General features: G+C 50.0%; 10 protein-coding genes. 7 read left to right on the plus strand and 3 right to left on the minus strand.

What is annotated here, in order from left to right; all coding sequences use genetic code 11:
* The first annotated feature begins 50 nt into the window (after positions 1-50).
* The 4 genes from sucA (at position 51) to sucD (ending at position 6,281) form a co-directional block, all read left to right on the plus strand.
* A complete protein-coding gene (gene sucA / locus ACYP03_RS01525; RefSeq protein ID WP_330960656.1) occupies positions 51-2,864 on the plus strand; it encodes a 2-oxoglutarate dehydrogenase E1 component in 2,814 nt (937 codons plus the stop codon).
* A 32-nt stretch (positions 2,865-2,896) separates the two neighbouring features.
* Complete coding sequence (odhB, locus tag ACYP03_RS01530) at positions 2,897-4,111, plus strand: 2-oxoglutarate dehydrogenase complex dihydrolipoyllysine-residue succinyltransferase (RefSeq protein WP_248143823.1); 1,215 nt, start codon at positions 2,897-2,899, stop codon at positions 4,109-4,111.
* 128 nt (positions 4,112-4,239) lie between these two features.
* Positions 4,240-5,406 (plus strand): ADP-forming succinate--CoA ligase subunit beta, encoded by a 1,167-nt coding sequence (sucC, locus tag ACYP03_RS01535; RefSeq protein WP_248143824.1) that lies wholly within the window; start codon positions 4,240-4,242, stop codon positions 5,404-5,406.
* A gap of 2 nt (positions 5,407-5,408) precedes the next feature.
* A complete protein-coding gene (gene sucD, locus ACYP03_RS01540) occupies positions 5,409-6,281 on the plus strand; it encodes a succinate--CoA ligase subunit alpha (protein WP_248143825.1) in 873 nt (290 codons plus the stop codon).
* Positions 6,282-6,417: 136 nt separating this feature from the next.
* Here sucD and ACYP03_RS01545 read toward each other — a convergent pair whose 3' ends face one another.
* Complete coding sequence (locus ACYP03_RS01545; RefSeq protein WP_248143826.1) at positions 6,418-6,966, minus strand: hypothetical protein; 549 nt, start codon at positions 6,964-6,966, stop codon at positions 6,418-6,420.
* Positions 6,967-7,155: 189 nt separating this feature from the next.
* Positions 7,156-8,148 (minus strand): 2-hydroxyacid dehydrogenase, encoded by a 993-nt coding sequence (locus tag ACYP03_RS01550; RefSeq protein WP_459778233.1) that lies wholly within the window; start codon positions 8,146-8,148, stop codon positions 7,156-7,158.
* 177 nt (positions 8,149-8,325) lie between these two features.
* Here ACYP03_RS01550 and ACYP03_RS01555 point away from each other — a divergent pair, with 177 nt between their 5' ends.
* From ACYP03_RS01555 to ACYP03_RS01565, 3 genes are all read left to right on the plus strand, one after another.
* A complete protein-coding gene (locus ACYP03_RS01555) occupies positions 8,326-9,645 on the plus strand; it encodes a DUF945 family protein (protein ID WP_459778234.1) in 1,320 nt (439 codons plus the stop codon).
* 150 nt (positions 9,646-9,795) lie between these two features.
* Positions 9,796-10,212: a CBS domain-containing protein gene (locus ACYP03_RS01560; RefSeq protein WP_248143828.1), complete on the plus strand. Its 417-nt coding sequence runs from the start codon at positions 9,796-9,798 to the stop codon at positions 10,210-10,212.
* Between the two features lie 171 nt (positions 10,213-10,383).
* Entirely contained in the window at positions 10,384-12,861 is a 2,478-nt protein-coding gene (locus ACYP03_RS01565; RefSeq protein ID WP_459778235.1) for a zinc/cadmium/mercury/lead-transporting ATPase, read from the plus strand.
* Positions 12,862-13,017: 156 nt separating this feature from the next.
* On the opposite strand, the gene ACYP03_RS01570 is transcribed toward ACYP03_RS01565, so the two are convergent.
* Complete coding sequence (locus tag ACYP03_RS01570; protein WP_330960653.1) at positions 13,018-14,310, minus strand: MFS transporter; 1,293 nt, start codon at positions 14,308-14,310, stop codon at positions 13,018-13,020.
* Positions 14,311-14,572: the final 262 nt, after the last annotated feature.

Raw genomic sequence — 14,572 nt, forward strand, 5'->3', positions numbered from 1 at the left:
CCGGTGAACGACCGGTGCAAGTGGCGATAACAAGTGGTTAAGGGAAAACAATGCAGAACGGCGTTATGAAGGCTTGGCTCGAGTCTTCACATCTGGCTGGCGCCAACGCAACTTATGTAGAAGACCTCTACGAGTTGTATCTAAGCGACCCAGAATTAGTTGACGAAGAATGGCGTCACGTTTTTAGTGAATTGCCTGTTGTGAATGGTGTTGCCGTCGAGCAGCCGCATTCACGTGTTCGTGATTACTTCCGGCGTTTAGCGAAAGAAACGACCTTTTTAAGTGCTAGCGTCAGCGATCCTGATGTTGATGCCAAACAGGTGAAGGTATTGCAGTTGATTAACGCATACCGTTTCCGTGGCCATCAGCATGCAAACCTGGACCCGCTGGGATTATGGCAACAGGAACGAGTTCCGGACCTGGATCCTGCTTTCCATAACCTCACAGCGGAAGATTTTGATCAAAGCTTCAATGTCGGTTCGTTTGCCGTAGGCAAAGAGACAATGAAGCTTTCTGAGATCTATGAGGCGCTGAAAAAAACCTACTGTGGTTCGATTGGTGCTGAGTATATGCACATTACCGACACGGAAGAAAAACGCTGGATTCAGCAGCGTCTGGAATCTGTGATTGGTCAAGGCACTTTCACTCAGGAAGAGAAATTAACGTTCCTGGACGAACTGACTGCCGCTGAAGGTCTTGAGCGTTATCTGGGTGCGAAATTCCCGGGTGCCAAACGTTTCTCGCTGGAAGGTGGTGACGCGCTGATCCCGATGATGAAAGAACTGATCCGCAGTGCTGGTAACAGTGGTGTGCGTGAAGTTGTCATCGGAATGGCCCACCGTGGTCGTCTGAACATGCTGGTGAACGTTCTGGGTAAAAAGCCACAGGATCTGTTTGATGAGTTCGCGGGCAAACACGGTGAGTCCTGGGGGACCGGTGATGTGAAATATCACCAGGGTTTCTCTGCAGACTTTGCAACACCAGGCGGTGATGTACACCTGGCTCTGGCCTTTAACCCTTCTCACCTGGAAATCGTCAACCCTGTGGTTGTTGGTTCTGTACGTGCCCGTCAGGACCGCCTGGGAGACAGAGACGGTTCTATGGTTCTGCCAATCACCATTCATGGTGACTCTGCGATCGCGGGACAGGGTGTGGTTGCTGAGACGTTCAACATGTCTCAATCACGCGGCTACCGTGTGGGCGGTACGGTCCGCATTGTGGTGAATAACCAGATTGGTTTCACAACCTCAAACCCGCATGACACCCGCTCAACTCAGTACTGTACTGATATCGCGAAGATGGTTCAGTCACCAATCTTCCACGTCAATGCAGACGATCCGGAAGCTGTTGCATTTGTGACCCGTCTGGCGCTGGATTTCCGGAATGAATTCAAACGTGATGTTGTAATTGATCTGGTCTGTTACCGCCGTCATGGCCACAACGAAGCGGATGAGCCGAACGCGACCCAGCCGCTGATGTACCAGAAGATCAAAAAACACCCGACACCACGTAAGATCTATGCTGATGCACTGGTTGATGAAACGTGTATCAAAGCAGAAACTGCAACTGCACTGGTGAATGAATACCGTGATGCACTGGATCGCGGTGAATGTGTAGTGAAAGAATGGCGTCCGATGACGCTGCACTCTGTCGACTGGTCTCCATATCTGGGTCATGACTGGACGAAAGAGTGGGCAAATAAAGTCGGCAGCCAGCGTCTGCATGAACTGGGTCAGCGTATTTGCCAGTACCCTGAAAGCCATAAATTGCATAGTCGTGTACAGAAACTGTACAACGATCGCCAGTCTATGGTTGCCGGTGAGAAAGACGTCGACTGGGGTATGGCTGAGACTCTGGCCTACGCAACGCTGGTTGATGAAGGCCACCGCATCCGTATTACGGGTCAGGATTCTGGTCGTGGTACCTTCTTCCACCGTCATGCGGTTCTGCATAACCAAACGGATGCCAGTACTTACATGCCGCTGGCGAACATCCATGACAAACAAGGTCCATTCCAGGTTTTCGACTCCGTCCTGTCGGAAGAAGCTGTACTGGCCTTTGAATATGGTTACGCAACGGCTGAGCCTGGCGGTCTGACAATCTGGGAAGCACAGTTTGGTGATTTCGCCAATGGTGCGCAGGTTGTGATTGACCAGTTCATCAGTTCCGGTGAGCAGAAGTGGGGCCGTATGTGCGGTCTGACCATGTTGCTGCCTCATGGTTATGAGGGACAGGGTCCAGAGCACTCCTCTGCACGTCTGGAACGTTATCTGCAGCTTTGTGCTGAGCAGAACATGCAGGTCGTGATTCCTTCCACACCAGCGCAGGTTTATCACATGATCCGCCGTCAGGTACTTCGCCCGATGCGTCGTCCGCTGATTGTGATGTCTCCGAAGTCGCTGCTGCGTCATCCGCTGTGTACATCCACCATGGATGACTTGTCTGAAGGTAATTTCCAGCCGGCGATTGGCGAGATTGATGCGTTGGATCCGAAACAAGTAAAACGTGTTGTCCTGTGCTCAGGCAAGGTGTATTACGATCTGCTGGAACAACGTCGTAAGCGCGAGCAGACGGATGTTGCCATTATCCGAATTGAGCAACTGTACCCATTCCCGAAAGAGGATGTGGAAGCTGCTCTGGCTGATTATCAGCATGTGACTGACTTCGCATGGTGTCAGGAAGAGCCGCAAAACCAGGGTGCCTGGTACAGCAGCCAGCATAACTTCCGTGCCGCTCTGCCTGCAGGCGCGCAATTAGAGTATGCCGGCCGCCCAGCGTCAGCTTCACCTGCCGTTGGTTATATGTCAGTACACTTGAAACAACAGAAAGCGTTGATTGACGACGCTCTGAACACAGAACAATAAGCCCAGAGCTGGAACAAAAAGGACAAACTGAGATGACAATCGAAATTCTGGTTCCTGATTTACCTGAATCAGTAGCAGACGCAACCGTAGCAACCTGGCACAAGAAGCCTGGTGATGCAGTCAGCCGTGACGAAGTTCTGGTCGATATCGAAACTGACAAAGTCGTACTGGAAGTGCCAGCGCCTGAAGATGGCATCCTGGAAGCGATTTTTGAAGAAGAAGGTACTACGGTACTGACCAAGCAGCTGCTGGGTAAAATCAAAGCCGGTGCTGTTGCCGGTGAACCGACGAAAGATGTACCGGCCAGTGCTGAAGCTTCTCCGACCAAACGTACAACCGCGTCGCTGACAGAAGAAACCAATGATGCCCTGAGCCCAGCGGTTCGCCGCCTGATCAGTGAGCATGGTATTGATGCTTCTGCAGTGAAAGGTACTGGCGTGGGTGGCCGAATTACCCGTGAAGATGTTGAAGCTTTTGTGAAAGGCGGAAAATCTGCATCAGCGGCTGCACCAGCTGCTGAAGCGAAGGTTGAGGCACCATTGGCCCATCGCAGCGAAAAACGTGTTCCGATGACTCGTCTGCGTAAGCGTATCGCCGAGCGTCTGCTGGAAGCGAAAAACAGCACAGCGATGCTGACAACGTTCAACGAAGTCAACATGAAACCAATCATGGATCTGCGTAAGCAGTACAAAGACATCTTCGAAGAGCGCCACGGTATTCGTCTGGGCTTCATGTCTTTCTACGTGAAAGCTGTCGTTGAAGCGCTGAAGCGTTTCCCTGAAGTGAATGCGTCGATTGATGGTGATGATGTTGTTTACCACAACTTCTTCGATGTCAGCATTGCAGTATCGACACCACGTGGTCTGGTTACTCCGGTTCTGCGTGATTGTGACAAGCTGAGCCTGGCTGAAATCGAGAAGGGCATCCGTGAACTGGCGATCAAAGGCCGTGACGGTAAGCTGACTGTTGATGAGCTGACCGGCGGTAACTTCACCATCACAAACGGTGGTGTATTCGGTTCTCTGATGTCTACACCAATCATCAACCCGCCACAGGCTGCAATTCTGGGTATGCATAAGATCCAGGATCGTCCAATGGCGGTAAACGGTCAGGTTGAAATCCTGCCGATGATGTATCTGGCCCTGTCTTATGACCACCGTCTGATTGATGGTAAAGAGTCTGTAGGCTACCTGGTGACCATTAAAGAGCTTCTGGAAGACCCAACACGTCTGCTTCTGGACGTGTAATTACTGTGCTTGACTCCGCCATCCGCATGGGTGGCTGAGTCAAGCCAGAATGACTGAAGAAGAAATGCCCAAGAGCATTTCAATGGATATAACACGTCCCACAGGGATTAGAGAACGGATAGAACATAATGAATCTGCACGAATATCAGGCAAAACAACTGTTTGCTGAGTATGGCCTGCCAGTTCCTGAAGGCTATGCATGTGATACCCCACAAGAAGCTGCTGAAGCAGCAGGTAAAATCAACGGCAACAAATGGGTTGTCAAATGTCAGGTTCACGCTGGCGGCCGTGGTAAAGCGGGCGGCGTAGAACTGCACGACACCAAAGACGGTGTTAAAGAATTTGCTCAAAAGTGGCTGGGTAAAAACCTGGTGACTTATCAGACAGATGCGAATGGTCAGCCTGTCACTAAGATTCTGGTTGAAGAAGCGTCGAACATTGCCAATGAACTGTACCTGGGTGCAGTAGTCGACCGTGCAACCCGCCGTATCGTTTTCATGGCATCCACTGAAGGTGGTGTTGAAATCGAGAAAGTTGCGGAAGAAACACCGGAACTGATTCATAAAGCTGCCATCGATCCGCTGGTTGGCCCGCAGGCTTACCAAGGCCGTGAACTGGCATTCAAACTGGGCCTGAAAGGCGACCAGATTAAGCAGTTTGTCAAAATCTTCATGGGTTTGGGCGAAATGTTCGTTCAGTACGATCTGGCCCTGCTGGAAATCAACCCGCTGGTCATCACTGGCGAAGGTAACCTGTTGTGTCTGGACGGTAAAATCAACATCGATTCCAACGCACTGTACCGTCAGCCAAAACTGCGTGAAATGCATGATCCTTCTCAGGAAGATGCCCGTGAAGCCCACGCTGCACAATGGGAACTGAATTACGTCGCTCTCGACGGTAACGTTGGTTGTATGGTGAATGGCGCAGGTTTGGCCATGGGTACTATGGACATCGTGAACCTGCACGGCGGTAAACCTGCAAACTTCCTGGATGTTGGTGGCGGTGCAACCAAAGAACGTGTCGCAGAAGCATTCAAGATCATCCTGTCTGACGACAACGTCAAAGCTGTTCTGGTGAACATCTTCGGCGGTATCGTACGTTGCGACATGATCGCAGAAGGTATCATCGGCGCTGTGAAAGAAGTCGGTGTGACCGTACCGGTCGTTGTTCGTCTTGAAGGTACTAACGCTGACCTGGGTCGCGAAGTACTGGCTAAGTCTGGTCTGGATATCATTGCAGCTGAGTCGCTCACGGACGCAGCTCAGAAAGTTGTTGCTGCTGCGGAGGGCAAATAAGAATGTCTGTATTAATTAACAAAGACACTAAAGTAATCTGTCAGGGTTTCACCGGCGGTCAGGGTACTTTCCACTCTGAGCAGGCAATTGCATACGGAACGCAGATGGTTGGCGGTGTATCTCCGGGCAAAGGCGGTACAACTCACCTGGGTCTGCCAGTATTTAATACAGTTCGTGAAGCCGTTGAAGCTACAGGTGCAACGGCATCTGTGATTTATGTACCGGCACCTTTCTGTAAAGATGCAATTCTGGAAGCGATCGATGCAGGTATTCAGCTGATCGTGACGATCACTGAAGGTATCCCTACAACTGATATGATCGACGTGAAAGTGAAGCTGGAAGAAACTGGCGTTCGCATGATCGGTCCAAACTGTCCGGGTGTGATCACGCCTGATGAATGTAAGATCGGTATCATGCCGGGCCACATTCACAAGAAAGGTAAAGTAGGTATCGTTTCCCGTTCAGGTACGCTGACTTATGAAGCCGTGAAACAAACCACTGACGAAGGCTTCGGCCAGTCAACTTGTGTTGGTATCGGTGGTGACCCAATCCCAGGTTCAAACTTCATTGATATCCTGAAACTGTTCCAGGAAGATCCTGAGACAGAAGCGATCGTGATGATTGGTGAAATCGGCGGTACTGCTGAAGAAGAAGCAGCAGCATTCATCAAAGAGAACGTGACCAAACCAGTTGTTTCTTACATTGCGGGTGTCACTGCGCCTCCGGGTAAACGTATGGGTCATGCGGGCGCTATCATCTCTGGCGGTAAGGGTACAGCAGACGAGAAATTTGCTGCACTGGAATCCGCGGGTGTGAAGACTGTGAAGAGTCTGGCCGAGATTGGTAAAGCACTGCGTGAAGTCACTGGCTGGTAATCAGCGAGAGTCCTTACGGAAGATGAAACCCGCCTCATGGCGGGTTTTTTTGTCTTCGGCTCAGGAAATCGCTTGCGTTAAAACAAAAGACTCAGCCATTGGCTGAGTCTTTTTGAAAAAGAGGTGACAGTGTTTCTTAGTATTTGAAGCGAGTGGTCAGCATGATCTGATCGCCGTAGACATCGTTGATACGGCCTTCTGCACCAACAGAGAACAGTTCGGTCGCATGGAAACGTCCATAGATGGAACCAAATGTCTCTTCAATTTTGTGGACGTTGATGTGACCAACTTTCGCACCGACTTCAAGCTGCGGACCTAACCATTGACGTACGCCCAGGTTTACTTCCATACCTGTTTTACCAACGGTCTCGTCAAAGCGGTCACGGTTCTTGATGTTGCGCGCTTTCAATTCACCGGTCAGATCTGCCCAGTTGTTGATAGGAGCATGGAAGCCGACGCCTAAGGCGATATCCCAGTCGTTTTCGAACTCAGAATCTACGTGGCCAGTTAAATGAGCATTCGGATGGATAGACTTGCTGAAGCCTGCACCATAGGTCAGCGGGCTCATACCAATGCGCACTTCAGTATAGTCATAGCTGAAGTTGCTCATTGTATTTGCCGGATTTGCTTGTGCTGCAGAAATGCATGACAACATCAGTGCAGCAGCGGTTAACGTTTTACGCATGAATCTTGATCCAAAGGACAAAAATGAATTGGATTATTTTAATCAACTCGTCCCTGCAATAACAGGTTGGCAAGGGCATAACTGCTGTATTCCAGGGACAATAGAGCAAAAATGTAGCAAAAATCACATATTTGTGATCGTTGACAAACTTTTCAAAAACGGAATCACCTGCACAGATGCAGGATTTTTTTATTGTACAAGTTCGTTGCCCGACTGTTCTCCATCTGCAAAACGACTGAGATTCGTGAGCGTCGTATCGGCAATATTCGCCAGTGCTTCTTCGGTCAGGAAGGCCTGGTGTCCGGTGAACAGAACGTTGTGGCATGAGGACAGGCGACGGAAAACATCATCCTGAATCACGTCATTGGATTTATCTTCGAAGAACAGATCTTTTTCGTTTTCGTAAACATCCACACCCAGAGCGCCGATTTTCTGGCTCTTCAGAGCTTCAATCGCATCTTTGGAGTTGATCAGTTCGCCGCGGCTGGTGTTGATGATCATGACACCATCTTTCATTTTGCCGAACGAAGCAGCATTCAGCATATGATAGTTTTCTTTGCTCATCGGGCAATGAAGGGTAATAACATCTGCTTTGCTGTAAATGTCTTCAAGCGTGGTATAGGTTGCGCCCAGTTTTAAAGCTTCCGGATTCTCGAATGGATCGTAGGCCAGAAGGTTCATCCCCAGTCCTTTCAGGATATGCATGGTGGCGATACCAATCCGGCCGGTACCGATGACGCCGACGGTTTTACCGTAGAAATTGAAACCGGTCAGGCCGTCCAGCGAGAAATTTGCATCCCGGGTGCGCTGGTAAGCACGGTGAATTTTCCGGTTCAGGCTCAGCATCAGGCCGATAGTGTGTTCTGCAATGGCCTGAGGCGAATAGGCCGGTACACGCACAACCTGAACACCATACATTCGGGCTGCATCTAAATCGACTTTATCAAATCCGGCGCAGCGCATGGCAATGATACGCACACCCAGCAGAGACAACGCTTCAATCACAGGTTTACTCAAATCGTCGTTCACAAAAGCACAAACGGCATCGTAGCCGTGGGCCAGTTTAACCGTTTGAAGATTCAGCTGAATGTCAAAGAAGTCGAGGTCCAGGTTAAATTGCTGGTTACTTTTATTGAATGAAATCTGGTCGTACTTTTTTGCACTGAACACGGCGACTTTCATCATGGTCTCCCGGAGAAGTAAAATTGTGATCCAACCGCAACTTTCCCACAGTCAATGGCGTAAGACAAGCAGAATAGTCGTGTCGTTAGGGCGATAAAAGTCCTTGATCCATAGAGCAAAGATAGGGTTTGTAATACACTCTTTGCATTCAACCCGAAATAATCATTGGAAACAGATATGTTAGGAAAAGTTGGTGCGGTTGCCGGTGCGGTGGCTGTCGCATTGTGCTGGCCATTAGCCGTCGGTCAGATTGGTGAACGTATTTATCAGGACACAGTCGGAGAGTACGACAGTCCTTATGTTGAAGTGACAACGGAAAGCTACGATCGCGGTTATCTGAGTTCGCATGCCATTTCTAAAATTGCGCTCAAATCCAGTTGGAAAGATCTGTTTGAAGAGCAGGGCTGGCCAACTGAATGGCACCTTGCCCATGACATCCGGCATGGTTTGTTTGGTCTGTCGTCTGACAGTACGCTGGTCGTTGATGACGCCGTGGCGCCTCAGGTGACAGCCTGGTGGGGAAGTGATGCTGTACCACTGACACTCAAGACAACCACATTACTGACCCGAAAAACGGACCTCAGTTTAACGCTGAATCCTTTCGTCTATCAGGATGAGGAAGGCAATACCTTTAAGTCTGAGCCCTGGACTTTCACCGGAGAAGTTTCTGCTGACGGTAACGGTCATTTCAGCTATGCCCTGAAAGATGCACAATTGAAAACAATCACCGATGAAAGCATGCATGTGTCTGGCCTGCAGGGCGGCGGTCAAGGCCGATGGGATGGTGGTTTCTGGATTGGTGATCAGCACCTTCAGCTGGATAAGCTGCGGTTTACGAATCACCTGACCGAACAGTCTGTTGACCTGGACACCATCAAAGTGTCTTCGGTTAATACATTGATGCAAGGTGAGCAAGCGGCCGAAGAGAAGGCAACCACCAATACGACACTGAATAACCGAAACCAGCTGAGTGTGTCTTCTCTGCTCAGTCTGGACGGTAAGCAGTACCAGAATTTCAATGTGGATTTGCTGCTGGCGGATCTGAATTATGACGCAGTGACTCGCCTGAGTGTCATGGGTGAAGATCTGGACGGGGAGCTCACGCAGGAGCAAGCTCAGGATGTCATACTGGCGCTGGATTTACTGATTGCCAAAGGGTTGACGGTGAATCTGAAGGACATCAGCATTGAGGCACCGGAAGGGCCGGTTGCCGGGCATGTCCGGCTAACCGTACAGCCCGGGTTAGCGAGAGCTTCTCAAAATCTGTCGCAAATTTCTTCAAAACTGGATGGTGAACTCTATTTGGAATTTCCGTCTGTGTTGTTGAATACCGTTGAAGGCATGGAAGCGCAAACTGAACGACTGGTGCAGAGTGGTGTGCTCACCCTGAAAGAAGACAGAGCTTATCTGTCGCTCAAACTGGCAGGTGACAAGGTGATTCTGGGGAATGGTGACCAGTTGCCATTGACCATGTTCATAAGCCTGCTTCTTTCTTAAGACCGATTCATCGGCAACAGCAATGCATAAAATAGAATGTTTCGATTTAGACATTTTGCTGAGATCGACGACACTTAAGTTATCGGCGCAGGGATAAGAAGTAAGTGAACGTCCTGCCTGCGAGTCTAAGAAAATCATTCAGGGGGATGCATGGAGTCTATCAAAGTCAGAGATTACATGAATACACGGCCAGTCACTTTCGAAGCTGGTATGTCACTGTCTAAAGCTTTGGACAAAATGCTGACATCCAAGCAGATTGGCGGGCCCGTGATTGATGAATATCGAAGAGTCGTGGGCTTTGTGTCAGAACAGGATTTTATTCAGAAACTGTTGAAGGTCGGTTACCACTGTCAGGATACTCATACCGTTGGTGATGTCATGCGAACGGAGGTACTGACGGTCACTCCGGACACCAGCATCATCGAGCTGGCGGACACCATGTCCGGTCAGAAACCGAAGCTTTACCCAGTCGTTGAGGGTGGGCGTCTGGTTGGTATTATTACCCGTCGGGATGTGCTGTCAGCGATTAGTGATCAAATCAGTGACTGTTTCAAGCATCCGGTTTAAGAACTGACAGTTTACACATGAACAAGGCGCCTCCGGGCGCCTTTTGTGTCTTCGGCCGGAAATAGCCGTGCACATAACTTCAGAGATAAAACAGACTTGACCTTGGAGTTGCCTCCAAGGTTTATAGTGAAGGTAACACAAGCCAGCATTGAGTCTTTGAAGGAGAAAAGCATGTGTCATCAATGTAATAACAAAAAAATGCATGTTCACAGCGTCAAACCTGCAGGCAACAATACCAGTGTCCGCATTGAACAGGGGACTGCCTCAGCATCAGCAGTCTCAAGCAGCACCTCAATGTCTGCCGGGACGGGCGACTGTTGCGGCGGAGCCTGTGGCTCAGGTGATGCTGAGGACAGTGACCCCGCCAGAGGCCCCGGTCAGCATCAGCCTGTTCGAGTGACTGAACCGAAAGTTTCGTCACTGTCTAGAATCAACCATCTCAAACCCGCCCGTTTAGCACCAGACTCAGCTATTTTGAGTCCGGACCTTCGCTTCGAACGTATTACGGATGACGCTGCCGAGTCATCAGCCTTTGATGACATCCCATCAGGCTCAGATCTGCAATTGAGCTGGCAAATTCAGGGCATGGACTGTCCGAGCTGTGCCGGGAAACTTGAAAAAGCCGTTCGGTCGGTCGAAGGTGTCAAACATGTCTCTGTTGCTTTCGCGACGGAAAAACTGCTTGTGTCAGGGGCATCTGCCAGCCTGATGGCGGATGTTGAAGCGGTAGCAAAAGCTACCGGATTTCCTTTGTTGCGGCCGCAGGAGAAAGAGGCTGAATCGGGAAGTATTCTGAAAACATACGGTATGTTGATTCTGACGACGGTACTGGTTGTTCTTTCCTATCTGATTTCGACGCAGTCTGAGTTGTTTGGCCTGGCGGCATTTACGGCCACTACCCTGGTGGGATTAGCGCCGATTTTGCGTAAAGCCTTTCAACTGGCAAAAAATGGTTCTCCTTTCTCAATTGAAACCCTGATGAGTGTGGCAGCTGTCGGTGCGCTGTATCTCGGGGAAACGGCTGAAGCGGCAATGGTGTTGCTCTTGTTCCTGCTGGGTGAGCAGTTGGAAGGTTATGCGGCCTCCCGCGCTCGCAGTGGTGTGAAGGCACTGATGGCACTGGTGCCGGAAACCGCAAAACGGGTCAATGCTGACGGCACAATTCAGGACGTCGTGGCAGATCAGCTGCAGCCGGGTGACGTGATAGAAGTTGCGCCTGGCGCAAGATTACCTGCTGATGCGGTCTTGATGGATCAGGCGGCCAGTTTTGATGAGAGTGCGATGACCGGAGAATCCGTGCCGGTGGAGCGTTTTTCAGGAGAAACCGTGCTGGCGGGTTCCTTGTCGGTGGAGCATCTGGTTCGCCTGAAAGTTGTCTCTGAACCGGGTGAGAACGCCATCGACCGTATATTGCATCTGATTGAAAATGCAGAAGCCAGTAAAGCACCGATCGAACGTTTTATTGACCGTTTCAGCCGCTGGTATACGCCAGCGATGATTGCGCTGGCAACCCTGATAGTGCTGATCCCGACACTGTTCCTGGGGCAGTCCTGGGATGAATGGCTGTATAAAGGCCTGACATTACTGTTGATTGCCTGCCCTTGTGCACTGGTGATCTCCACACCGGCTGCAATTACGTCGGGGCTTGCCGCAGCGGCACGACGCGGTGCTTTAATCAAAGGCGGGGCAGCTCTGGAGCAGTTAGGGCAGGCTCAGGTGGTGGCATTTGATAAAACCGGTACCCTGACTCAGGGCAGACCTCAGGTCACTGATATCCTTGCCTGGCAAGGAGAAACCTCTGATGTGCTGGCGCAGGCGGCAGCTGTGGAAACGGGGTCTTTGCACCCGCTCGCGAATGCTGTGATCGAGAAAGCACAGCAAAGTGATGTGCCTGTGATTGCCGCAGAAAATCGCAAGGCACTGCCGGGTCGCGGTATTCAGGGGATTGTGAACGGCCACACCATTCAGCTGCTGGCACCGGATCGTCTGGATGATGACATCATGTTATCCCAGTCACATCTCGACGATATCGCGCGACTGGGTGATGAAGGGAAAACGCTGGTGGTTGTACTGCGCGATCAGGTGCCTGTCGGACTGATTTCCTGGCGGGATAATCTGCGTGAGGATGCCATGGATGCCGTGAAGCAGCTGGCCGCGATGGGCGTGAAGTCCTTGATGCTGACCGGGGACAACATGCGTGCCGCCCGGGCGATTGCCGCTGAAGTGGGGGTGGATTTCAGAGCCGGGCTCATGCCGGAAGATAAAGTCAGAGAAGTGGCGGAGTGGAGTCACCATCAGCGGGTGGCAATGGTGGGCGACGGCATTAATGATGCCCCAGCCATGAAGATGGCACATGTCGGCGTCGCCATGGGCAGCGGTACGGATGTTGCTTTGGAAACCGCAGATGCAGCGCTGACGCATAACCGCCTGAGTGAACTGCCCGAGATGATCAGTCTGTCCCGTAAAACACTAGCTAATATTCGCCAGAATATTACGCTGGCCCTGGGGCTGAAGCTGATCTTCCTCGTGACGACCTTGTTCGGCTGGACCGGCCTTTGGCTGGCTGTACTGGCAGACAGCGGGGCGACCGCTTTGGTGACCGTGAATGCACTGCGGCTGTTAAGGTTTAAGCCGGCCCCGAAAGAATGAGTATTCACGATCGCTCCCAGGCGTGATGGCTGAATTCAGCCTGCTCAATGGAACCAACCAGCTGTCCGGAGTGCGGCTCTCCGGACAGCTGTCGTTTGTATCAATCCGACAGTTTCAGCATGTGATTGTCCGGTGCTAAGGGGAAATAATAAAACCTCAAACCTGAGAGGGTTGCACTGCGATTGTTGCGCGTTGTTTTTTGTCTAAACAGATGAAGAGCAGAATAACCAGGCCGCATAAACCACTCATGATCTGAAAAACAGCCGGTCCTCCCCAGTGATCCAGCATGATTCCGCCGATGTAAGGCGCGCAAACATAGCCCAGAGCGTTCAGGGCGGCTGCCCCATAGTAGGTGCCTTTCAGGTGTGCAGGTGCGATGTTATCGATCTGAATCGTCATGAGCGGGAAGATGATGGTCTGGCCAAAGCTCATGGTGACAGCGACGGCAATCCATCCCCAGTACATTGTCACCGAATTGTACGCACAGAGTATTTGAGCGAATGCGAAGAAAACAATCCCAATGATCATTTTCAGATGGATCGAGAGTGACGCAAGCTTTTTCATGAAAATAAACTGGAATGCAATGGTAACGAATGAATTCGCTGCGACCATCATAGAAACTAAAGACATCAGGTTGTCTGCATTTTCAATGGTCAGGTACTGAATTAAAGTCGAGTCTTGCTGACCATAAATAAAGAGTATGATGATGTTTGAAATGATTATGAGCAATAATAATTTATCATGCCAGAGCGATTTGAATATTTCTCGTAACGGTGGCTGACGTGAGTGATGAATTTTCTCCGATTTTATATTTTCTTCTTGAGGGGCATTCATCCAACATAAACACATCGCGATGAGAAAAATCAGATATGAAAACGCGGTGATGAAAAAGTTCGAAGGTTCTCCCTCGATACTCAGCCACACTCCGGTTAACGGTCCGATTGCACTGCCGATATTGATCGCAAAATAGCGAATATGGAAAGCAAACTCTCTTTTATTTTTATCATGGATAATATCGCCGAATAAAGCGGAAATGGTGGGTTCCCACATTGCACGGCCAATGGATGAAAGTCCAATCGCAATCAGATATCCCCATACAGAGTCGAAAACAGCTAACATGCAAAACGCAATGATGTTCAGGATTCCGCTGAGTAATAAAATTAATTTTCTTCCGATGAAATCAGAAATAACACCAACAATCAGCCCAAGGCAGACAGAAATAATGCCTGCGATTGATAAAAACGTACCGACTTCACTCGCGGAAAGGTGGTGTTTCTGAATCAGGATGATCGATATATACGGCCATACCATATAAAAGCTGCCCCGTGTCACGAAGACACCAAAAAGCAGCACCCAAATGAATTTGGGAAGCTTATTCATTTCATTCCACATCGGATTTACCCGTTTCAATGTACTTGTGTTTGTTGATTCAGCACCGGCTGGCGTCACATCGTTTCCATCATGAAAATATTTTTCACAAAGTTGAAGAAACAACCTGAATTTTGCGGGCAAAAACAGTGACTGCCTGAAGCAGTGATAAACTACACTTGTGATACTAAACGCATAACTTAATCAAGTGTTTCTCGAATGTAAATTACAGTGAGTGACATTATTTGATGCTGGATGAACTTTACTCAAAATGAGTTCTTTGTTTTCAGTGGCCTAATCGGAAAAAAACAGCCTGAAAACAGCGGAAAAAACACCAAAGGGG

It is taken from the genome of Photobacterium sp. R1 (genome assembly GCF_054600795.1).

Coding starts and splice junctions, on each gene's coding strand:
- ACYP03_RS01555 (WP_459778234.1), top strand. CDS start 8,326: ATGTTAGGAAAAGTTGGTGCGGTTGCCGGTGCGGTGGCTGTCGCATTG.
- ACYP03_RS01560 (WP_248143828.1), top strand. CDS start 9,796: ATGGAGTCTATCAAAGTCAGAGATTACATGAATACACGGCCAGTCACT.
- sucC (WP_248143824.1), top strand. CDS start 4,240: ATGAATCTGCACGAATATCAGGCAAAACAACTGTTTGCTGAGTATGGC.
- odhB (WP_248143823.1), top strand. CDS start 2,897: ATGACAATCGAAATTCTGGTTCCTGATTTACCTGAATCAGTAGCAGAC.
- sucA (WP_330960656.1), top strand. CDS start 51: ATGCAGAACGGCGTTATGAAGGCTTGGCTCGAGTCTTCACATCTGGCT.
- ACYP03_RS01545 (WP_248143826.1), bottom strand. CDS start 6,966: ATGCGTAAAACGTTAACCGCTGCTGCACTGATGTTGTCATGCATTTCT.
- sucD (WP_248143825.1), top strand. CDS start 5,409: ATGTCTGTATTAATTAACAAAGACACTAAAGTAATCTGTCAGGGTTTC.
- ACYP03_RS01565 (WP_459778235.1), top strand. CDS start 10,384: ATGTGTCATCAATGTAATAACAAAAAAATGCATGTTCACAGCGTCAAA.
- ACYP03_RS01550 (WP_459778233.1), bottom strand. CDS start 8,148: ATGAAAGTCGCCGTGTTCAGTGCAAAAAAGTACGACCAGATTTCATTC.